Origin of the sequence: Anaerotruncus sp. 1XD42-93 (assembly GCF_009917605.1) — a bacterium.
In the GTDB taxonomy this organism is placed as follows: Bacteria; Bacillota; Clostridia; order Oscillospirales; family Ruminococcaceae; genus Anaerotruncus.
The window spans coordinates 1-21,205 of the sequence record NZ_QZEG01000048.1 but is presented as its reverse complement, the minus strand read 5'-3'; the positions used below and the strand labels follow the sequence as shown (position 1 = coordinate 21,205).

Annotated in this window: 22 protein-coding genes, 1 other RNA gene and 1 pseudogene; 10 read left to right on the top strand and 14 right to left on the bottom strand. The window is 50.5% G+C overall.

Annotated elements, in window-relative coordinates; translation table 11 throughout:
* Positions 1-135 precede the first annotated feature (135 nt).
* From D5269_RS18615 to secG, 4 genes and pseudogenes are all read left to right on the top strand, one after another.
* Positions 136-816 (top strand): annotated as a pseudogene (locus D5269_RS18615) (cytidylate kinase-like family protein); the annotation flags it as partial.
* Positions 817-1,036: 220 nt separating this feature from the next.
* Positions 1,037-1,831 (top strand): trypsin-like peptidase domain-containing protein, encoded by a 795-nt coding sequence (locus D5269_RS13830; RefSeq protein ID WP_166545187.1) that lies wholly within the window; start codon positions 1,037-1,039, stop codon positions 1,829-1,831.
* Between the two features lie 34 nt (positions 1,832-1,865).
* The gene (locus tag D5269_RS13825) at positions 1,866-2,828 is read left to right on the top strand and encodes a hypothetical protein (protein ID WP_120486358.1); all 963 of its coding nucleotides are present in this window, start codon (positions 1,866-1,868) and stop codon (positions 2,826-2,828) included.
* A 137-nt stretch (positions 2,829-2,965) separates the two neighbouring features.
* On the top strand, positions 2,966-3,214 hold the full coding sequence (secG, locus tag D5269_RS13820; RefSeq protein ID WP_158604998.1) for a preprotein translocase subunit SecG: 249 nt from the start codon (positions 2,966-2,968) through the stop codon (positions 3,212-3,214).
* A gap of 61 nt (positions 3,215-3,275) precedes the next feature.
* Here secG and D5269_RS13815 read toward each other — a convergent pair whose 3' ends face one another.
* The 3 genes from D5269_RS13815 to rnpB all read right to left on the bottom strand — a co-directional run bounded on the left by D5269_RS13815 (position 3,276) and on the right by rnpB (position 4,559).
* Positions 3,276-3,698 carry a GNAT family N-acetyltransferase gene (locus D5269_RS13815; RefSeq protein WP_016317251.1) on the bottom strand — a complete coding sequence of 141 codons (423 nt, stop codon included), beginning with the start codon at positions 3,696-3,698 and terminating at the stop codon, positions 3,276-3,278.
* 147 nt (positions 3,699-3,845) lie between these two features.
* Entirely contained in the window at positions 3,846-4,112 is a 267-nt protein-coding gene (locus tag D5269_RS13810; protein ID WP_016317252.1) for a pro-sigmaK processing inhibitor BofA family protein, read from the bottom strand.
* Positions 4,113-4,220: 108 nt separating this feature from the next.
* Positions 4,221-4,559, bottom strand: an RNA gene (gene rnpB, locus D5269_RS13805) — RNase P RNA component class A.
* A gap of 213 nt (positions 4,560-4,772) precedes the next feature.
* On the opposite strand from rnpB, the gene sigK reads away from it, so the two are divergent.
* The 3 genes from sigK to D5269_RS13790 all read left to right on the top strand — a co-directional run bounded on the left by sigK (position 4,773) and on the right by D5269_RS13790 (position 7,756).
* Positions 4,773-5,468 (top strand): RNA polymerase sporulation sigma factor SigK, encoded by a 696-nt coding sequence (gene sigK / locus D5269_RS13800; RefSeq protein WP_016317253.1) that lies wholly within the window; start codon positions 4,773-4,775, stop codon positions 5,466-5,468.
* Positions 5,469-5,698: 230 nt separating this feature from the next.
* Positions 5,699-7,090 (top strand): MATE family efflux transporter, encoded by a 1,392-nt coding sequence (locus D5269_RS13795; RefSeq protein WP_120486356.1) that lies wholly within the window; start codon positions 5,699-5,701, stop codon positions 7,088-7,090.
* 18 nt (positions 7,091-7,108) lie between these two features.
* A complete protein-coding gene (locus D5269_RS13790; RefSeq protein WP_120486355.1) occupies positions 7,109-7,756 on the top strand; it encodes an HAD family phosphatase in 648 nt (215 codons plus the stop codon).
* A gap of 269 nt (positions 7,757-8,025) precedes the next feature.
* Here the strand turns inward: D5269_RS13790 and D5269_RS13785 are convergent, their stop codons facing one another.
* The 3 genes from D5269_RS13785 to D5269_RS13775 are packed head-to-tail and all read right to left on the bottom strand — an operon-like array spanning position 8,026 to position 9,615.
* A complete protein-coding gene (locus D5269_RS13785; protein ID WP_016317256.1) occupies positions 8,026-8,373 on the bottom strand; it encodes a TIGR04076 family protein in 348 nt (115 codons plus the stop codon).
* Between the two features lie 23 nt (positions 8,374-8,396).
* Positions 8,397-8,924, bottom strand: a complete 528-nt coding sequence (locus tag D5269_RS13780; RefSeq protein WP_120486354.1) for a GNAT family N-acetyltransferase — start codon at positions 8,922-8,924, stop codon at positions 8,397-8,399.
* Entirely contained in the window at positions 8,914-9,615 is a 702-nt protein-coding gene (locus D5269_RS13775) for an HAD family phosphatase (protein ID WP_120486353.1), read from the bottom strand. Before D5269_RS13775 ends, D5269_RS13780 begins: the two co-directional genes overlap by 11 nt.
* A 217-nt stretch (positions 9,616-9,832) precedes the next feature.
* Between D5269_RS13775 and D5269_RS13770 the strand changes: the two genes are divergently transcribed.
* Entirely contained in the window at positions 9,833-12,394 is a 2,562-nt protein-coding gene (locus D5269_RS13770; protein WP_120486352.1) for a heavy metal translocating P-type ATPase, read from the top strand.
* Complete coding sequence (locus tag D5269_RS13765; RefSeq protein ID WP_016317260.1) at positions 12,394-12,657, top strand: metal-sensing transcriptional repressor; 264 nt, start codon at positions 12,394-12,396, stop codon at positions 12,655-12,657. The genes D5269_RS13770 and D5269_RS13765 overlap by 1 nt, the downstream gene beginning before the upstream one ends.
* A 62-nt stretch (positions 12,658-12,719) precedes the next feature.
* Here the strand turns inward: D5269_RS13765 and D5269_RS13760 are convergent, their stop codons facing one another.
* The 3 genes from D5269_RS13760 to proC form a co-directional block, all read right to left on the bottom strand.
* Positions 12,720-13,250 carry a DUF6882 domain-containing protein gene (locus tag D5269_RS13760; protein ID WP_016317261.1) on the bottom strand — a complete coding sequence of 177 codons (531 nt, stop codon included), beginning with the start codon at positions 13,248-13,250 and terminating at the stop codon, positions 12,720-12,722.
* A 45-nt stretch (positions 13,251-13,295) separates the two neighbouring features.
* Positions 13,296-13,757, bottom strand: a complete 462-nt coding sequence (locus D5269_RS13755; protein WP_016317262.1) for a YbjN domain-containing protein — start codon at positions 13,755-13,757, stop codon at positions 13,296-13,298.
* Positions 13,758-13,876: 119 nt separating this feature from the next.
* Positions 13,877-14,710: a pyrroline-5-carboxylate reductase gene (gene proC / locus D5269_RS13750; RefSeq protein WP_120486351.1), complete on the bottom strand. Its 834-nt coding sequence runs from the start codon at positions 14,708-14,710 to the stop codon at positions 13,877-13,879.
* 420 nt (positions 14,711-15,130) lie between these two features.
* Between proC and D5269_RS13745 the strand changes: the two genes are divergently transcribed.
* A complete protein-coding gene (locus D5269_RS13745) occupies positions 15,131-15,727 on the top strand; it encodes a hypothetical protein (protein WP_016317264.1) in 597 nt (198 codons plus the stop codon).
* A gap of 64 nt (positions 15,728-15,791) precedes the next feature.
* Here the strand turns inward: D5269_RS13745 and aepX are convergent, their stop codons facing one another.
* The 5 genes from aepX to D5269_RS13720 all read right to left on the bottom strand — a co-directional run.
* A complete protein-coding gene (aepX, locus tag D5269_RS13740; RefSeq protein WP_120486350.1) occupies positions 15,792-17,096 on the bottom strand; it encodes a phosphoenolpyruvate mutase in 1,305 nt (434 codons plus the stop codon).
* An 88-nt stretch (positions 17,097-17,184) separates the two neighbouring features.
* Complete coding sequence (gene aepY / locus D5269_RS13735; protein WP_120486349.1) at positions 17,185-18,306, bottom strand: phosphonopyruvate decarboxylase; 1,122 nt, start codon at positions 18,304-18,306, stop codon at positions 17,185-17,187.
* Positions 18,307-18,325: 19 nt separating this feature from the next.
* A complete protein-coding gene (locus D5269_RS13730) occupies positions 18,326-19,447 on the bottom strand; it encodes a phosphonoacetaldehyde reductase (protein WP_120486348.1) in 1,122 nt (373 codons plus the stop codon).
* A gap of 16 nt (positions 19,448-19,463) precedes the next feature.
* The gene (locus D5269_RS13725) at positions 19,464-20,189 is read right to left on the bottom strand and encodes an NTP transferase domain-containing protein (RefSeq protein WP_022788580.1); all 726 of its coding nucleotides are present in this window, start codon (positions 20,187-20,189) and stop codon (positions 19,464-19,466) included.
* A gap of 35 nt (positions 20,190-20,224) precedes the next feature.
* A partial coding sequence (locus tag D5269_RS13720) for a CDP-glycerol glycerophosphotransferase family protein (RefSeq protein WP_207670311.1) occupies positions 20,225-21,205 on the bottom strand: 981 nt, incomplete at its 5' end.

The window sequence follows — 21,205 nt, the reverse complement described above, 5'->3', positions numbered from 1 at the left end:
CTACTCGTTATGAGAAAACTGCTAAATCTTTCCTTTCCCTTGTTCATTTTGTCGCTGTTTTTGTTTGGATTTCTATTTCTTGACTTTAGGGACACAACCTAGCCATTCTGGTCACCGTTTGGGTCATGGGTTCGGGTGTGGAAGGGGTTAGGGCAGACAGCGAAAGCCTCTAAGCCTGCGGCGGTGATCCGGCCTTCCCGGAAAGGCGTAATCATCACCATAGCGCGGGAGCATGGATCTGCCGGGAAACGGATCGGCCAGCTTGTTGCCCAGCGGTTGGGCATTCCCTGTTATTACAAAGAGCTGGTGGCCATCGCCGCCCAGGAGAGCGGTCTGGCACAGGAATTTATCTCCAATACCAACTCGGATGAAAACGCTGTCATGCGGGAGCTGTATCTGACCACCGACCCCATACTGCGTGCCATCGTGGCGCAGGAACGGGCCATCCGCCACATTGCGGAGGCAGGAGCCTGTGTGCTCATTGGCCGTTCGGCGGACTATGTGCTGCAGAACTATCCGGGAGTGGTGCGTATTTTTATCCACGCCCCCAGGAACTACCGGGAGAAAAAGGTTATGGAGATGTGCGGGGATACCCTGGAGGTAGCCAGGAAGAGCATCGCCCGCTACGAGGCGGCCTACCAGCGGCAGCTCTCGCAGTATTCTCTGGACTGCGAGGACGGCATCGAATATTCCGCCTGCCTGCACGAGCCCACCCCGGACGAGGTTCTGGAGCTCAAGGAGCGGTTCTGCCGTCTGTGGAACGCGCTGAACAGTCTGTCCCCGGCCCAGAGCCACCGGGTGGATGCCTGCATCATCCCTGTGCAAACGCTTTTCGGAGTAAAAACCGTTGTTAGTATGGCCAGGATGCATTGTTTTATAAAGATAACGATATAATTATTTTTTATATATTTAACATATTTTTTACAAATAAATAAATTGACAATGTTATCCATATGTGATATGATGGAATTGTGATAAACAGATATGCGCGCAGGGGGTATCACGGGAAAGAAACAGTGAAGAAAAATGGCAGTATATGTTAAAAAAGAGTGTAAGCATATTTCTGGTTGTCATGCTGTTGCTGACTATGGGCTTGTCGGCCTCTGCCGTAGGCGACTCTCAAGATAAAACAGAACCTTATGACCCGAACCCGTCAGTGCGTCCTTGCACGATTTTTGGCGATGATGAATCTTGGAAAGCCATATCGGCAGATGGAAGAGGATACAAAGCTGATGCGAAGCTATTTATCGACTATCCGGATGGAAAAACAAGGCAGGGCACAGGTTTCCTCTATGGAGATCATGCGATGGGAACAGCGGCACATTGCCTGTATGACGGTAGATACGGCGGTAAGGCGAAAAGTATCAAAGTTGTTCTTCCGCATAAGACGGTTGTTGTTGACAGCAGTAAGCTGCGCTATCCGTCCCAATGGAGCGCGGGTTCTTCCTCCACAGTAGCAGGAGATTGGCGTTACGATTATGGAACGATTACACTTCCAGCAGGAACGGCATCTGAAGGCTATTTTGGTCTTTATACAAATGGCGCAAAAGTGGGAGATACCTGTTTGGTTAGTGGATATCGGGCAGGAGAGTACAAGGCCCGTATTAGCCGCGATAAAATTAGGAGCGTTGGTCCTTATGATTTAGAGTTTCGTCACGATATTTTAAGTGGGCAGAGTGGTGCGCCAATTTATGATGATGATTATTATGTTGTAGGAATTTTTAACTACAATGCCGGTTTTGCCACACACTTGAAGGACACAGATGAAGGCGAAAATAGTGGCGCGAAAATGACTCCAGCGGTGTTTAATTTTTTCAAAGCAATACTATAAAGTTGCAATTACATCTACAGAGAGGTTCACAAAGATGAGAAATAGATTTATCATTTTATGTGCAACACTGCTCAGTCTGACCGGATGTACCGGTCAGACTGAACCTGTTGCTGCATCCAGCGGGGCGGCGTCCTCAAGCGTGGTGGAATCTTCCAGTGTGCCGGAATCTTCCAGTGTGCCGGAATCTTCCAGCGAGCCGGAGCCGTCCGATGAGGTGGAATCCTCTAGCGAGCCGGAATCCTCCAGTGAGCCGGAGCCGCTCAACGCAGGCGAATCCTCCAGCCAAACGGAATCCAAGAGGGAGCCGGAGGTTTCCAGTGCGGCCGAACCTTCCAGCGCGGTTCCCAGTGCGCAGGCCACCTCCAATGCGGCAGAACCCGCCAGTATGCCGCCATCCTCAAGCGAGCCGGTGGATTCCAGCGCAGCGGAGCTTTCCAGCGAACCGGAGCCGCCGTCCTCCGACCTGGATAAAATCCCGCCCGGGGAGCCGGTCGAACCTTTGACGCCGCCTCCGCCGCTTACCCCGGAGCAGGAGGAAGAGGAGAGGGCGACGAGAGAACGGCTTCGTTTAGTAGACCGGGCTTATGCACTTTCAAAGCAGGTGGAAAAGATTCTTCCCCCGGATATTTTTGGGGGATGGGCAGAGGTAAAACAGAGTCTGCCGGTAGTGCTTGAAGTTTATGTGGTCGATCAGGCGGCTGCAAGTGAAATTTTGGAGTCATATGCGGATCCGGAAATCCCCTTTTCCTACAGTATCGTGAAATTTTCAAAGTCTGAGATGGATGCAATGATCGCAGATTTATGGGAAGAGGAGATCATCCAAAAAAATAAGGACAAAATCTATGACATATCCCCGGACTACTGGGTGGCGGATGGATACATTGAGATTGACCTGTTCGAACCATGGCCGGAATTGAATGCTTGGCTGGAAGGGTACACAAGCGCAGCAGAGATTACAATAAATGATGGCACAAAAGAAAAGACAAATCCAGCTTAGGGGTCGTTCTTTCCCTGTCCTGCGCAAAATTTTCGGCCAGCCGGTCGAAAATGCGGGTTCAGCCCTTGCATATCCGGGGAAATTGTGGTACAATATCACGAGTTAAATTTGTAATGCGGTCTATCGGAGGTTTGAAAATGAGCGTTATTGAAATCGTCGGCGGTATCATCATCATGCTCTGCGCCGTTGTCATCGTGGTTGCGGTCCTGTTCCAGGAGGGCAAGGGAGGCGGTATGAACGCCCTTTCCGGTGCGAATGAGTCCTCTTATCTGGGCAAAAACAAAAGCCGTACCCTTCAGGCCACGATGGTCCGGGTCACCAAATACGCGGGGATTGCGTTTGTGGTCGTGACATTGGCGGTCTACTTCATCAGCTCGAAGATGTAATGTCAGATAGTCAAAAAGCCTGCTTTTCAGCAGGCTTTTTTGTTTCTGGAAACGGGGATCGTCACAGGATTTTTTCCATCATTTCATGTTCGCAAAATTCATCCATGAACCGTTCGCCAGTGCCCCGATATCCGCACCGCTCATAAAATGGGACAGCATAGAGCTGGGCGCCAAGCCGAAGACAGGCTGCGTCCTGTTCACGCGCGATCTTTTCAAGCTCCTCCATCAGCAACCGTCCGAGCTGTTTTTTGCGGTAGTCTTTCAGTACGGCGATCCGCCCGGGATGGAAGAATCCATCATCCTTGAAGATGCGGCCGGTTGCGACCGGCTTTTCCGCGTCGTAAATCACCAGATGAACTGCCTGCGGGTCGTACCCGTCAGCGTCCGGGAGGGTGAATCCCTGCTCGATCGTAAAGACCTGTTCCCGTACATAAAATGCATCGGACAGGTCGTCGGTTGCCCCATTGAGCCGTTTGACTTCCATGCTTTTGTCCTCCTGTCTGACTCTTTGGATTCTATCCTGATATTAAGAATCAGAATGATTTTTTGCAAGACTGCCAATGGCAGGCCTGTTTCAGATTGCATAGCCATCCAGCATATCAAATGTGCCGGATGACTATATCATACCAGATCAGGCCCGAAAAATCAATTTGAAGATCAGCATGGCAATTACACCGGGGATACCAAGCAGGGACGCCACCCCGACTGTGAACAGGTTGGGGGAGAATAGAACACCGGTAAATGCGCCGCTCCAGCAGACGGCCAAAAGGGCGAGATTGCCGGTGACCGCAGAAAAAGCCAGTGAACGCAGAAATCTGCCTGAACGCGCCAGCGCGGCCAATGCGCAGAGTACAGCGAGTGCCGCACCTGCCGCGCCGAGAAAAAACAGGGTTTCCATCTCTGCCACCTCCCTTCCAAGCCTATGCGGGGAGATAGGGAAAAAGAACCATAACGGCGTAAAAGGAGGTGCAGAAAGCGCGTCCCGGAAAACCGGAACGCGCAGTTGGCAGAAAGGGAATCTATAAGCCGGGTTCTGTCGCGGACAACGATCTTTCTAGGCCGTACGTTGCCATACGGCTCAAGCCACCTTTCGGAACCCGGCGGGCAGCCGCGTTGTTCCAGCTGGTGTTGCTCCGGATAGGGTTTACATGGCAATGCGGTCGCCCGCATCCCGGTGGGCTCTTACCCCGCCTTTCCACCCTTACCATCCGAGGATGGCGGTATCTCTCTGTTGCACTTTCCCTCGAGTCGCCTCGGCCTGCCGTTAGCAGGTATCCCGCCCTGTGGAGCCCGGACTTTCCTCACGACGCCGTTTCCGGCATCCCGCCGCTGTCCAATTCGCTTTCATACAAATTTTATTGTATCGGAAAATGGTCCATCCGTCAAGTGGCTCTGTGCAATTTCCAATTTATAGAATATATGCTGTCCCACTGTTTTTTACGATAATTGTTTCCGTCTGCGGTTTTTTCGCTGGTATTTGCCCAGGACTTGCACAAAGCGAGCCTTTTTGTGTATATATGATAGTACTGCTCATATAAAAGAATGAAGGAGGCTCCCTATGTTTTCTCTGTTCGCGTATCTTTGCGATCTTCTTTATTTTGCTTTGCACGTCACCGGGACCGGTTCCTTTCCCCGTCCGCTCACCGCCAAGGAGGAACGGGAATGCCTCGAACAGATCGCCCTCGGGGATGAGGCTGCAAAAGCCCGACTGATCGAACATAACCTGCGGCTGGTCGCGCACATCATCAAAAAATATTACAGTACCTTCAAGGATCAGGATGATCTGATCTCAATCGGCACCATCGGTTTGATCAAGGCAGTTTCGACTTTTAAGCCGGAAAAATCCGTAAGATTTGCCACCTATGCCTCCAGATGTATTGAAAATGAAGTCCTGATGCACTTCCGCAACAAGAAGAAGTCTGCGCAGGATGTCTATATCAGTGACCCGATCGACACAGATAAGGATGGCAACAGCCTTACGCTGATGGATGTCATGTCGGAAGAGGACAATATTGTTGACTGCATTGACCTGCATATCAAATCGGAGCAGCTTTACCAGTTTATCGGTACAGCGCTGGACGAGCGCGAACGCCAGATCATTGTGATGCGATATGGGCTGGGGGGGAACCGTCCGCTCACCCAGCGGGAGGTTGCAAAAAAACTGGATATCTCCCGTTCGTACGTTTCACGCATCGAAAAAAAGGCGATCTCGGTGCTGCGTGGGCGGTTTGAAAAGGAGGGGGCATTTCCTTGATGATAGCCGTCTGGTACAAGACGTACAGGACAACGACAACACCCGAAGAGAGGCTATAGCAGCAGCTTTCTGTAGAGTTTTTTACGCGGGCTTGAAAAGAATCATCCGGATTCTTTTCAAGTGTTTCCCCTTGAAATGCCCTGTACATTTTCCCGGGAAAACAGGCGGGTTGATTTTCCTCTGGAACAGGTGTAAACTGTAAGGAGACATAGAAAGGGGGATGGTGCGCGATGCAGCTCTTCCGGGTGGACAGGCTCCTGCGCAATACCCAGATTCTCGGGGATGTCCCGGACTACCACAGCCTTCTGATCTCGACAATTCACATCGCATGGCCCTCGATCCTTGAGTCCTTTTTGATTGCGCTGGTGGCCATGGTTGATACGATCATGGTCGGTACAATCGGCTCGCAGGCGATTGCTTCGGTTGGGCTTACCACCCAGCCTAAATTTATCGGGCTGGCAGTGTTCATCTCTCTCAATGTGGCGATCTCGGCAATCGTTGCCCGCCGCCGCGGGGAAGGGGACCGGGCGGATGCCAACCGGGTGCTGATGCAGGCGCTCCTGCTTACCCTGCTGCTCACAGCGGTGGTCAGCACCATCAGCATCCTTTTTGCAAACCAGATCATCCGGTTTGCCGGATCGCATCCCGAAACCCACGCGGATGCGGTCGCCTATTTCCGGATCATTATGGGCGGGCTGATCTGCAACACCATTTCCATGGTGATCAACGCCGCACAGCGCGGCTCGGGCAATACCAAAATTGCTATGCGCACCAACCTGGTTTCCAACTCGGTAAACGTGGTGTTCAATTATCTGCTGATCGGCGGAAAACTGGGCTTCCCGCGTCTTGGTGTGACAGGGGCGGCAATCGCGACAGTGATTGGCTCGGCCTGTGCCTGTGGAATGAGCATCCGCTCGCTGTTGCATCCCGACCATTTTATCTTTCTGCATGGGGTTCAACATGCGCGGTTTGAGCGCAAGACCCTCTCAGCAATCTTCAAGATCGGTTCAAGCACCCTTGCGGAACAGATTTTTATGAGGGTTGGGTTCCTGACCTATTCGATCCTTGTCGCGAAACTCGGGACCATCGCGTTTGCCACCCATCAGATCGGCGTCAACCTGTTGACGCTCTCGTTCTCGTTTGGGGACGGTCTTTCGGTCGCAGCCATTGCAATGGTCGGACGAAGCCTTGGGGAGCAGCGCCCGGATATGGCGCGCCTTTACGGTGGCATCTGCCAGCGGTTTGCGACCCTCTTCTCGGCCGGGCTGGCGGTCATCTTCCTTTCGCTCGGCCGGCAGATTTTCATGCTCTTTTCGCGTGACCCCCAGATCCTGCAATACAGCCGCACGATCACCCTGTTTTTGTCAATCATCACCTTCCTGCAAATCTCGGCAGTGGTCTTTGCGGGCTGCCTGCGCGGTGCGGGGGATACGGTCTATGCCGCGATTGTCTCGCTTATCAGCGTCACCTTTCTGCGCCCGATTTTTGGATGGCTGTTCTGTTATCCGTTGGGCCTGGGCCTGACCGGTGCATGGCTCGGACTGACTGCCGATCAGGCGACCCGGTTTACCTTGACCTGGCTGCGGTTCCGAAGCGGGCGATGGACCCGTTATAAAATCTGACCAAAGGAGGCGGCTGCCATGCTGCGTGCGGCTATTTTTGATATGGACGGCACCCTGCTGGATTCCATGCACGTCTGGAATACGGTGGGGGAGGATTACCTTCGGACCAAGGGAAAAGTCCCGCCGGACGGTTTTGTTGAGCGTGTCCGCGCGCTGGGGATGCGGGAAACTGCGGATTATCTGCGTTCCGAGCTTGGAGTGGAGGACCCGCCGGAACAGATTATCCGGGAGATTTTGCAGTTTGTCAACGAACAGTACCTCCATGTACTTCCGCTCAAGCCGGGTGTGAAGGAGTTCCTACAGAAACTGCATGGAATGGGGGTGCGGCTCTGTGTTGCGACCGCCTCGGACCGGAGCGTAGCCGAAGCCGCTCTGGCCCGTACAGGCGTGCTTGGACTGCTCGATTTTTTGATGACCTGCGATGAGGCCGGTTCAGGCAAACAGCAGCCGCTTATCTTTGAGCGGGCGATTGAGAGGCTGGGCAGTTCAAAGATGGATACCGTCGTTTTTGAGGATGCGGCACATGCGGTGCAGACTGCTGCGCAGGCCGGGTTCCGGGTCGCGGCAATTTATGATGAGAGTGCCGCGGCAGAACAGGAACAAATCCGCTCTTTTTCGGAAGTTTATCTGGAAAGTTTTATCGGATTGGACCCGGAAATCTTTTGAGGGTTTCTGCTTTTCCTGCATAAAAATCTGTATGGATACCCGCCAGCAGCCTTCCGGTTATGCTGTCAAAGCGCTGCCTGCGTTTTTTGATCTTGCAGTACAGAGCGTTTTCTTGTTCATTTGGTGCATATCGGTTGAAAACGCCCGCTCTTTAGAAAAAGAGCGGGCGTAGAAGCATTCATGGACAGTGGAAAGGTTTTGACGCAACCGATACTCACAGCTTATCCATGTTGTGCCGCACAAGTGACCGGCTGTTGACGAACATTCGGTCAATCAAAAAATTTTCCTTTGAAGAAATTTTCGTTTCCAAGGTTTTCTGCTGTCAGCCGGAACAGAACACAGCCATCCGGGCAGACAATATCCTTGCAGTATCTGCTGCTGCCGCCGATGTTTTCCAGATCACCACCACTTCTGATCGCTTCCATGATTGGAAACAGCATCATCATGGTCTTGGAGCAGATTCCCTGCCCATCTGCGTTGACAGGGCAACCATAGGTGCAGGTATACCGATCCCCTACCTCTTCGCCGTTTCGGCAGTACCGCTCGGTATGGTCGCCGCGGAGAAACCCGATGACTTCAATCGTAAATGCATACTCTTCATCATACCATTTTTTCATGATAGACCTCCTGTTTTTTGTAATTATGGGGAGACGTGCATTACAACGGTTTTCAGAAACCGGTCAAACGCATCATAACCCGCTTCGGACAGGGGTTCCGGGCAGGACATCACGACCAGGTGGTGCCCCTCATAGCCTGCGTGATAGGCAGGATGGCAATGCGTATAGCTGTTTGCCTGAAAACTCACCCGTTCATAGAACGATTTCCGACGGATGGAAACTTCATCAACCGGCGGGTCAATTTCCAAAATAACAGTTTTTCCCCTCTGGTTCAGGAGTTCCAAGGCTTTTTGCCCGTATTTTCGATTTCGCATGGCGGGCAGGATGCAGAAATGTTCGACATAGATAAACTGCTCGGTTTCCCAGCATAAAATCAGGCCGGCAAACTGGCTTTCGTCATAAATCAGAAGGAACTGGTAGTCCTTGTGGCTCATAATCTGTGACTGGGAGTCCGGCTCCCTCTGTTCATGGAATGGAAAACTGATGCGGTATAGTTCCATTGCTTCTGTGTATCTGGGGTCCTCTGTTGTGGTTAAACGTTCAAATCTCATGTTGCAGCTCCTTTTCGTCAGATTCTATGCCTATCATTTTCAATAACAGTGCCAGGTTGGAATAATCGTGGATGATGTCAGAAACAATCTCATTTGACAGGTAGTTTTTCCGCATGGATGCCACCCCGATTGTTTTCAGGGCGCCGGCACGTTTGGCGGACTCGACACCGGACACAGAATCTTCAAACACGATACAGCTATGGATATCCACGCCCAGGCGTTTTGCCGCTTTCAGATACAGGTCGGGTTCAGGCTTTCCGGGCAGTGCCCCATCGTTATAAACGACCTTGTCGATATCAAACCATCTGTCCAGATCGAGATGCTCGAAAAAGAATTTGACGTTGTTCCATCCCGAAGCGGTTGCAATCGTAATCGGAACCTTTCGAGCGACCAGTTCGTCTAAAAATGCGGGCAGTCCATCCGCGAGTTGAAACGATTCGCTCTCCAAACAAAGCTTTCTGTAGATGGATTCTTTCTCTTCCTCTAACAGTTCGCTCTCCCCCCTTGACAGTGGACGCCCTAAGAAGTAGGGCAGGGAAAAGTCGGAATTTCTGCCATGGATATATTTCTGAAATTCTTTGTCTGTGACAGCGCGCCCTGTTTTTTTCATGAGGAACGATTTCCAGGATTCCTCCTGAAAGCTCTCGTCAAAAAACATGGTTCCATTAAAATCAAAGAGAATGCCAATCATTGTACGTCCTTCCTTCTGGCCATCACTCCGGTATAATAGCTGCTTGTCAGCTATTATACCACATACACTAGAGGGATGACAAACAATTGTTTAGTAGTGATCTGATTTTTTCTATAGGAACAGAGACAGTACAATCTCTTGACAAATAGACTGTATTGGTATAAAATAGCCTTATAGACCCACACCCCCTGTGAGGGGGGGAGAAGGAGGAATAAGGGTGAAACAGAAATTCGATGTGACGGGTATGACCTGCTCGGCCTGTTCGGCGCATGTGGAGAAAGCGGTGTCGAAGGTGGAGGGAGTCCGCGCAGTCACGGTGAACCTGCTTTCCAACAATATGGCGGTTGAGTATGACGAAGCCGCGGTGGATGCCCCACAGATCATCCACGCGGTGGAGGACGCAGGCTATGGCGCGTCGGTACACAGTGCGCAGCCAGTCCGGCAGGCGCAGAAGCCGGTCGATCATGTTCAGGAAGAGATTTCCAATATGAAGTTTCGTCTGGTGGTTTCGTTCCTGTTTATGATCCCGCTGATGTATGTCTCGATGGGACATATGGCCGGACTGCCGCTCCCGCACTGGCTCCATGGGAATGCGAATGCGGTTTCATTTGCGTTTACCCAGTTCCTTCTCACGCTGCCGATCCTGTATGTGAACCGGAAATACTATAAGGTTGGCTTTAAGACGCTGTTCAAAGGCTCCCCCAATATGGATTCCCTGATTGCGATTGGTTCGACTGCGGCGATGGTCTATGGGATTATTGCAATCTATATGATCGGTTACGGGCTGGGGCATGGTGACAGTGAGATGGTCAGCCGGTACTCGATGGACCTTTACTTCGAGTCTGCCGCAATGATCCTTGCGCTGATTACGCTGGGAAAATATCTGGAGACCCGCTCCAAAGGCAAGACAAGCGAAGCAATCACCAAGCTGATGGATCTCGCGCCCAAGACCGCGCTGGTGGAACGGGGCGGCACTGAAATCGAAATCCCGGTGGAAGAGGTCGCTGTGGGGGACATGGTGATCGTGAAACCGGGGCAGAGCATCCCGGTTGACGGCGAGATCGCCGAGGGCAGTTCCGCGGTGGACGAATCCGCTCTGACCGGTGAGAGCATCCCGGTTGAGAAGCATCCGGGCGACCGGGTGATCGCGGCCACCATCAACAAATCCGGCTGGTTTAAGTTCCGGGCGACCAAGGTTGGCGGGGATACGACCCTGGCACAGATCATTGCCCTGGTTGAGGATGCCGCCAATTCCAAGGCGCCGATTGCCAAGCTGGCGGATAAGGTCAGCGGCATCTTTGTCCCAGTGGTCATCGGGATCGCAGTACTGGCTGCGGCGGCCTGGCTGGTAGCTGGCTATTCGGTCGAGTTCGCCCTCTCAACCGGGATCGCGGTTTTGGTGATCTCCTGCCCCTGTGCACTGGGGCTTGCGACCCCGGTTGCAATCATGGTCGGGACCGGCAAAGGGGCGGAAAACGGTATCCTGATCAAATCGGCGGAAGCACTCGAAACAGCACACACCATCAACACGGTTGTGCTGGATAAGACCGGCACGATTACCGAAGGCAAGCCCCGGGTGACCGATCTGGTAACCGCGCCCGGCGTGGAAGAGGATTTGCTGCTTTCGGCTGCGGCTTCGATTGAAAAGCCTTCCGAGCATCCGCTCGCCGAGGCGATCGTTGAGGAGGCATCTGCCCGTGGGCTTCTGCTCCGCGGCGTGACCGGCTTTTCGGCGGTTGCAGGGCAGGGGATCGAGGCCCGGATTGACGGGAAGCGGTTCCTGGCGGGAAATCTGAAGATGATGCGGGAAAATGGTGTCCCAACGGATGGATTCGAACAGAAAGGGGAGACACTCTCCGAGCAGGGGAAAACACCGCTCTATTTTGCGGCGGAAGGGCGGATGCTCGGGCTGGTTGCGGTGGCGGATACTGTCAAGCCGACCAGCAGGGCAGCGATTGACGCTTTTAAGTCGATGGGGATTGATGTGGTGATGCTGACCGGCGACAACCGGCGGACGGCCGAAGCGATCCGGCGGCAGCTCGGAATCGACCGGGTGGTCGCGGAGGTGCTTCCGCAGGATAAGGAGCGGGAGGTCAGTGCGATCCAGCAGACCGGCAAAAAGGTTGCGATGGTCGGGGATGGGATCAACGATGCGCCCGCGCTCACCCGCGCGGATGTCGGAATCGCGATTGGTGCGGGAACCGATGTTGCGATCGAGTCGGCGGATGTGGTGCTGATGAAAAGCGACCTGCTCGACGCGGTGACCGCAATCGAACTTTCCCGCGCGGTGATCCGCAATATCAAACAGAACCTCTTCTGGGCGTTCTTCTACAACACGATTGGTATTCCGCTGGCGGCAGGGATTTTCTTCCCGCTCTTCGGACTCAGGCTGAATCCGATGTTTGGTGCGGCGGCGATGAGCCTCAGTTCGGTCTGTGTTGTTTCCAATGCGCTCCGCCTCAAGCTGTTCCAGCCCCGCCGCAAGGCGGTTGCAGATACCTCCGCGCCCATTCCGGCCACAACGCCGGAACGGGTTGGAGAAACCAAATCAGAGAACAAAGGAGAAAATGGTATGGAAAAGAAAATGATGATCGAAGGCATGTCCTGCGGACATTGCAGTGCGCGGGTGGAGAAGGCACTGAATTCGCTCGAAGGGGTTTCCGCAAAAGTGGATCTCGAGGCGAAATGCGCGGCGATTTCGACCCAAGGCAAAGTCAGTGACGAACAGCTCAAGGCGGCGGTGGTCGATGCGGGCTATGAAGTCGTCTCCCTTTCCTGATGCAGGCGGATAAAAAGCAGGTGAGCCGCCTGCTGAAAACGGCCCGCGGACAGATCGACGGTATCCTCAGGATGATCGAGGAGGACCGCTACTGCATGGATATTTCAAACCAGATCATGGCGACCGGTTCGGTGCTCGCCCGCGCCAACAAAGAGGTGTTGCGCGGGCATATGGAGAGCTGTGTACGGCAGGCGTTTGAAACAGGCAGCGCGGATGAAAAGATCGAAGAGCTGCTTGTCCTGTTAGATAAGCTGATGAAATAAGCCGAATGAAAAAGCTGGATGTGCGTTGCACATCCAGCTTTTCTACAGGGTCAGTATTTCTGTCAGTCAATCCGCTCGGTCAAAGCCAGGAACAGTTTCATGTTTCCATCATTGAGCGGGGCGATATAGGGGGCAATCGCATCCAGATAGTCTGCTGAGATCGCCAGAATGTCATAAAGCTGCTCATCAGAAATGGGGAAATTGGGCAGCGCATAAAATTCCTGCCCAGTGAGCGCAGCAAGTTCCTTGAGCTTTGCGGATTTTTCGGCGAGCAGGTTGTCTGGGTCGGCCCACGACCAAAGCCACATGCCAATGGGGGCGGCCAGCATCCCAACAGGAATATAGGAAAACTTTACGATATTGCTGCCATCCGACCGCCGGAACCACGCAGTACCAACATCGTGGTCGAGCTGTATGCTGGTGCACTCCTCAAGGTTATAGTTCTCGAACAGCCGTTTTAACTTGGGCTGGGCACGACTGCGGCAGGCCAGCACATAAGATGCGTATCCTTCCGGGCTGCTGACCGGAAGGGTCGCGGGCTGAGGCGGCTCGGTAAATTCATCCGGGCGCCTGCGGCCGAATAGATGGAACAATCGGTATGCCTCCTTCTGTTGATCCCCCTTGCGCGGGAATGATGGTCAGTCTTCGCTGTTTTCGATCTTGTCGATCGCCTCTTTTGGGGCAACATTGCCATACAGGACCGAGAGCAGACCAGGCGCGTAGCGGTCGACCATACAGAAGCCAATGTTGACAATCCGGTCGATCAGCGCAGGGTCCACCGGCGTGTCCTTCCAAGGGGCGGTCGCTTTGTAGCGCAGCTCGCCATCGTCGAAATCCAGTTCAAAATTGCCGATTGTCAAGCCGTAGTTGGCGCGCGCAATGTATTCCGCCGCTGCCGCAAGCTTGTCCTGCGCGACCTTGAGCGGGAAAATAGAATAAACGGTGAAGTCATCGTTCTCTTTGAGCTGGATGATGCAGGTGCAGCTGTCAACGCTCTGCATGTTCATCCGCATAATGAAATATTCATCCTCTTCGCGGTAGTCATATCTCCATTCCTGATCGTCCAGATATTGTTTAATTGCTTCATAACTTTTAGACATGAAACACGCCTCCAATCCAGCGTAATGATTTTCTCTCATTATAATGCAATTTCTTCAAAAAAACAATCGTTTATTCCCGATAATTCTGCAAAATTTTTGAAAGGAGTGCGGGAAGCGATTCAGGCTTTTTTACCGACCTCTATCATTCGTTCGCAGCTTTTGGTAACCGCATTGATCGCTGCAGCGCGGAACCCGCCATCCTCGAGCGCGTGCACGCCGGCAATCGTGCTGCCGCCAGGCGAGCAGACGCTGTCCTTGAGTGCGGCGGGATGACGTCCGGTCTGTAGGACCATTTCAGCAGAGCCTGTAAGCGTTTGAGCGGCGAGCTGAATTGCCATCTCCCGGGGCAGGCCGTTTTCCACACCGCCGTCTGCCATCGCTTCGATCATCAGATACGCAAACGCAGGCCCACAGCCGCTGATGCTGGTGAGAGGGTCAATCAAACGCTCGGGCAGCAGATAGGAGATCCCCACCAGATCAAACAACTCTTTGACAAGGTCACAATGCTCCTGCTGCGCATTTTTTCCTGCGGCGATTCCCGCAACCCCTTTTCTCACCAGCATCGGTGTATTGGGCATCACCCGCACCACCGGGTTTTCCGGGAAGAATCCCTCGAGAAAGTCCAGCGTCACGCCGCCCATGATCGACAGGATTAGCTGGTCAGGACGAAGCTCATCCCGCAGCGCCTCAAGCACTGCGCGTGCAAACTGCGGCTTGATCGCGAGTACCAGAATGTCCCCCTGCTGTGCCGCCTCCTTTGCCCCCTCATTCTGCGGGTCGTTGGGGAGTGTTGCGAAGCCATACCGGGTCGCAAGGTCCACCAGCCGCTCCTCATTCAGATCGGTAATCGTCACCATCTCAGGGCGTACGACGCCGCTTGCGACCGCACCGCTGAAGATCGCTTCACACATCTGCCCACCGCCGATGACACTAATCCGTTTTTGTTCTAACATGCGTTTTTCTCTCCTGTCTGTTTCGTAAAGATGCCTTGTTTTCCTGCTCTTATTGTACGCAAAATCCTTCCGTTTGTAAACCCTTCTGCATCGTTTTCGATTTCGTCACAATTTGGACATATTATCCTGTTATGCTTATTCTATAATCGAAGCATTTGAAGAGAAGTGGTCTGTTTCTTTTCAGATCCGCGGCAGGACTGCCGCCTTCAGATTCCACGGCCACCCAGCACGCGAAGCGTGCTTGCGGGTTTTGCCCGACAGTTAAAATAAGCGATTGTCTTAACTGTTTGGACGATAAAGTCTGTTTGAAATTGGACAAATCAATAGTAGGTACCGTTTCCTGGAAAAACCGATGGGTCCGATATTTTCAGACAGTCTGTGATGTACACATGATTTCCATTTGATTGGAGGGTTTCCCCGATGCGTCAAAAACTGCTTTCCGTCCTGCTTGCTGTCCTGGTTGTCTGCGGGATTGCGATTCCCGCGTATGCTGCTGAAAGCCCGGTGCTTTCCAAAGAATGTAAGGTTTTGTCCAATACGGTGATCTATAATTATGTGATGCTGGCCGCCCCGTACAGCCGTGGGGTCAAGGGGGATGCGGTGTACTGCCGTATCGTTGACCGGGTCCGGGACGATGATGGGAATGCTTATCAGGTGGCAGACAGTGCACAATTGCGGGACACTACCCAATTCAGCAAGCGTATCCGTACCACGACCGGTGGAGGACTGGTCTGGACGATCACCCGCGAAAACTACGATAAAGATGGGTTCCAGGGCAGCAGCTTCTGTGTCAAACTGCGCCCCGAGGCGACCGATGGACAGTCGGTGATCGAATTCGAGTCGATCTATACCGCCCGGCAGGATACCGTCCTTGATGTGATCCCTACTGGCGGGGATGCCGAACACCCGGTACAGCTGACCGTGAAAAAGGGTGCGAAGATTACCACCGCCTGTCGGCTGAATATCAATGAGGAGACGATGAAAGTCACAAACTATCCAGAGTCTATCCAACGGTAAAAATATCTAAGGTGCCCAGCCCGGTATATCCGGGCTGGGCACCTTTTTTCTATTTATCAGGTCCTTATTCTTCTGGTATCAGGGAAAGGATACTCTTGATCGGCATACAATACTGCTCGTCCGCTTCTTTGGCGCGGTGGCAGCGCAGGATAGTTTCAGCCGTCTTTTGCATAGCCGGATAACTGCTGCGGATCAGGTGGTTGGCGTAGATCACCACGTTGACCCCCCGACGTTTAAACTCCTCTTCGTATACAGCATTATAGGAGGTCGGTACGACGACAAGAACCGCGCGTTGGTTTTCCTCACGGAACTGCTGGACAAATGTAAATACTTCATCCGGTTCCTTGCGTCGGGAATGGATCATAATGCCATCCGCGCCGGCTGCTACATAAGCTCGTGCACGTGTCAGGGCATCGTCAATCCCCTTTTCCAGAATGAGGCTTTCAATGCGGGCGATAATCATAAAATCTTTGGTCTTTTGCGCCCGCTTTCCTTCGGCTATTTTATAACAGAAATTTTCAATGGTGTCCTGCTGCTGAGGGACTTCTGTACCAAAAAGAGAATTTTTCTTCAAGCCGGTTTTATCTTCTATGATGATCGCGGAGACACCCACCCGTTCCAGACTGCGTACGGTATAGACAAAATGCTCTGTCAGACCGCCTGTATCGCCGTCAAGGATGATCGGCTTGGTCGTCACCTCCATGATGTCGTTAATTGTGTTCATCCGGGAAGAGAAGTCGACAAGCTCTGTATCAGGCTTTCCCTTGATGGTGGAGTCACAAAGGGAGGAAACCCACATACCGTCAAACTGCCGGATTGTTCCTTCCTCCATGATGACCGTTTTTTCAGCGATCAAACCGGTGAGGCCAGTGTGAGCCTCCATGCAGGTGATCATGCCCTTCTTTTCGATCAGCCATTTCAAGCGGCCCCGACGGATATCCGGGATGGAAAGCTGAGATCTGGCGGCGGCCTCCAAACGGTCGTACTGGGTATTGATGGAGTAAGGATATTCAATCAATTCCCCGCCATATTCCGCAAGAAGCTGGATGCATTCATCCCGCACCGGCTTTTGAAACCCAGTGACCCAGTCGTCGCCATGCACCACATAGTCGGGGCGCATCCTGCGCAGTGGTTCCCGATAACTGATGTCCTCCTGTTTGACAACTGCGGAAACACCTTTGATCCCGGCTACAATTTTCATACGTTCCTCACAGGAAAGGAGCGGGTAACGTTTATAGGTGGCTACGATTTCATCGGTGAGGACACCAACTGTCAACTCCCCAAGTTCTGCGGCACGTTTTATGATTTCGATGTGACCACCATGGATCACGTCGGTGCTCATACACATAAATACTTTTTTGTCTGACATAAGCTCTGTTCACCATCTTTTCTCTTTCTATGAATGTTTTTCCTTCCTCTGCAGGCTTCGGACGCGGTTGGGGCCTGCAAAGAGACCGTTATTTCCCTGCTAAAAAATTCATAAAAGAGATTTTATTTTCAATAGGGGAGGTTGTGGGCCTTCCCAAATTCTTTCGTGTGCCAGTCGCCGCCTTCACTTCCAGAAAAGACAGTGTTTCGGCTTGTTTCAATCGTTGCAAGGCATCATCCAATGCATCAAAATCAGCGGCGCACGCAACATATGTATAGCCACATGTCTTCGCAATCTGGGAAAGCTCCAGATTTCCTGCCACAGTGGGCATCCCGCCTACCGATTCGTGGGAGCCGTTGTTGATAGCGACGTGGATGAACCGTTTTGGGGCGTTCGCACCTACTACCGACAGAGCACCCATGTGCATCAGAATGCTGCCATCGCCATCAATGCACCAGACTCTGCGTTCCGGCTTTTGAAGTGCGATCCCCAGCGCAATAGAAGAACAATGCCCCATCGAACCAACAGTCAGGAAATCGCGGGCGTGATCTTGCCCGCGGGCTTCACGGAGCTCAAACAGCTCACGGGAGGCCATCCCTGTAGTAGAAACAAAGAGGTCTCCCTCTTCTGAGGCATCCAAAATATGAGATAGGATTTCCTCCCGACGCATGGTATTGCGACTGGGGAACGAGGTCTGCTGCGCATATTCCAACGCATTTTTCCGGACAACAAAAGCTGCCTGTCCGCCTTTATGAAATACCTCCCGGTATTCCTCAAGTTTGGAGCGGACTTCCGCCTCAGTTGTATGCTGGCCAATAACAAAAGCGGGAATCTGCATCTGTTCGAGCAGTTCGATTGTCCGTTCGCCTTGAAAAATATGCTGCGGTTCGTCGTGCACACCGGGTTCCCCACGCCAGCCAACAATAAAGAGACAAGGAATCCCGTATACCTTCTGATGGAGCAGAGAAGCGACAGGGTTGATGATATTTCCAAGTCCGCTGTTTTGCAGATAAACGACAGGGACTTTTCCGGTTGCCAGATGGTACCCGGCGGCTAGTGCAACCGCATTTCCCTCATTCGCGGCAATGACATGCTGGGAGGAGATACCATAACGATCGAACAGAAATGCTGTCAGAGCTTTTAATTGAGAATCCGGCACCCCGGCAAAAAAATCTGCATCAAGAGCATCTACAAAATTTTCGATATTCATATTATTTTACCCCCCCTTGCTAAGTATTTAATAAAATTTCTCCATACAATTCCATTAATACTTGTGAGTCTAGCATTATAGGATTATTTTTTAGGCGAACGGGATTTACCGAATTTGCAAGGATAAGAATATCTTCCTTTTTCCAAGATTGCGGTGCAGTTAATTTCAACTTCCGAAGGATATTCATCAAATATTGTTCAACAGATATTGTATCAGGGCATCCCAGTGCTTCTGCCAATTTTATAAGGCTCTGCTCTACATGCTTATATCCTCTGGGATCGATGCATTTCGTTTTTAGATGCGTCCTCATGTATTTCCATAGATGGGGAAGGCATATTGCTACAGCATGTCCATGCGAGATACCATAAAGAGAAGTCAATTTGTAACTCATCGCATGACTGGCAGTTGTCTGCGTGATATTGATTGCTTTCCCTGCAAGGTTTGCAGATGTCAACATTTCATTTGCAGCCTCGGGATTTCCCTCCAGATAATCTGGCATCCATTTCATAATCTTTTTGATTACACTTAATGAGTACTCCATGCTTTCAACATTTGAATGAATGGACCATCCAGACTCAATTCCATGACATAAAGCGTCCATCATAGCTGATTTTTTTTGATAATCTGGTAAAGTTTTTAAAAGAGAAGGGTCAAGGATGACAACTGATGGAATACAGCTTTCATGTGTAATAGACTGTTTTTCTCCATGCTGATAAATTACAGCATAGCGAGTCGCCTCGCTGCCGGTTCCTGCAGTCGTTGGGATAGCAATTAGCATAATTTTATTTGGAATAATTTTTTGCTTTAAATAGCAGGTATTTGAATCCATGGTACTATACAACTTAATGCATTTTGCTACATCAATTGTACTACCGCCACCGATTGCAATAATTGCTTGACTTTTTGATTGCAGGAAGCATTCTACTCCGTCAACAATGGATTCATAGCGGGGATTTACACAGAAATTATTAAAACGTGTAATAGTGATTCCTAACTGTTCCAATTGAGTAAAAAAGTGATCTAAAGGTAAATGGGCGATAGCTTGATCACACACTAAAAATAGCTTTTTGATTTCTTTTTGTTTTAAATAGGTTGTTAAATAAAAATATCCTTCATTCCCCATCCATATCAGTTGAGGCATATTCATCCCCCTCTTCTTAATTTTTACTTGAAATTTTTTCAAGGGCAGACGAAATTACCTCTCTATCTTCTGGAGTATCAATTTCTCTGCAAAGGGCATTTTTTATATCAAACGGATAAATCAAGCATTCAGATGAAATACAATTAAAAGCATTTTCACTGTAGCAGGTGATATCTCCTTTTTCGCAGAAGCTCTCTATTTCATCTAACCATAATTCCCAATCTTTCTTTAGCAATTTATACAAAGGTTGTGCTGAGACAGCATTATCAAAGAACTCTATGCCTATTTTTTGTATCCGCCCTTCTGAAACAACAGCTTTGAAATCTTTTTCAGGAAGATTCACAGTAGAACTGACAGCCATAACGCTGGTTGAAGCTGTCTTTATTTTTTCTAAAACAGATGGTTCAAAGACCAAATCTCCATGCATTAGGAGTGTGTCGTCTCCACGTAGATGTTTACGCGCAAGATAAATAGAATAAATATAATTGCTTTCATGATAGCGGGGATTATTTACAAATATATACTTCAATGGAAGCTTTAGCGAGTAACAGTAATCCACCAGAATATCAGAAAACGGACCAGTTGTGATAACCACCTTGTCGGCCCCAGACTGAGATAATAATCTAAGCTGATGACTGATGATAGTTTCATTTTTTTGTATTTCTGTCATGCACTTTGGATGTTGAGAGGTGAGCTCTCCCATACGGGTACCTGCTCCAGAGTTTAAAATTAAAGTATTCATATGAAATTCATTCCATCTTTCGATTATTTATTAGCCTAATGGAGATTTTGCGGTTTATTTTTTGCTTTTTTCTGAAGACTTGAAAGTATATAGCGACCACCGATCTCACCGCTATGCCCCATATGATAAAGATACTCATCCGTTAGCTCGGCAATTTTTTGAGAATAGTCTGCTGCATGCTCCAATAAATATTCCAGGGATTTTCCCACTTGATTTGTCTGTTCCGGTTTTAGCTGAATTCCTATTTTTCCTCTTAGTGTCAGGTTTAATGGTTCTGCAACTGTATCAGCATAATTGGGATTTGCTACCTTCATTGGAGTGTCAATAAATAGCACCGGCTTTCTAGTTGAGAAAGCATATTCAAAAGCAATACCGGACCAGTCACTGATAAGAACATCTGCGCTGTATACCGTTTCATTAGAGGAAAAATCGCTTTGTAAAATCAATTTATCTTTGGATATATTTTTATATTGATCTTGTAACTTCTTCCAACGAGCTCCATATCTTTTGACGTATTCAGGATGAGGTCTAACAATAATCTGCCAGCCGTCTCGTAGAGACGAACTCAAAAGGGGGTCTAAACAAAGATCCAGAATATTATCCTCTTGCCAAGATGGGGCTACTAGTATTTTTTTTATAGTTTGATTTCTGTAGTTTTCCTCATTCTCTAAGTAGTGTCGCCTCATATTTTCAATGACACTATATCCGCATTCAATTAAATTTTTTTCTGCAAGTGAATATTGACATTCTATTTTACGAATTTCTTCTACCTGTCCTTTCCCAGTACAAAAGATCGTGTCGTAATGATCAAGGGCCCCGTCACGCAATGTCATGATAAAACTAAGAGGGGCATGGAAAACATAGATATATTCAATATTTTTTCGTACATAGCTACGTTTGATGTGAAAATTTTCTAAGTCGGTCATGGTCATGACCACCATATCGGCATCCATTTTCATCATCAAGGTAATCAGCCGCTTTTCCCCAATATAATAGGGCCTGATTCGAGGTTCCTT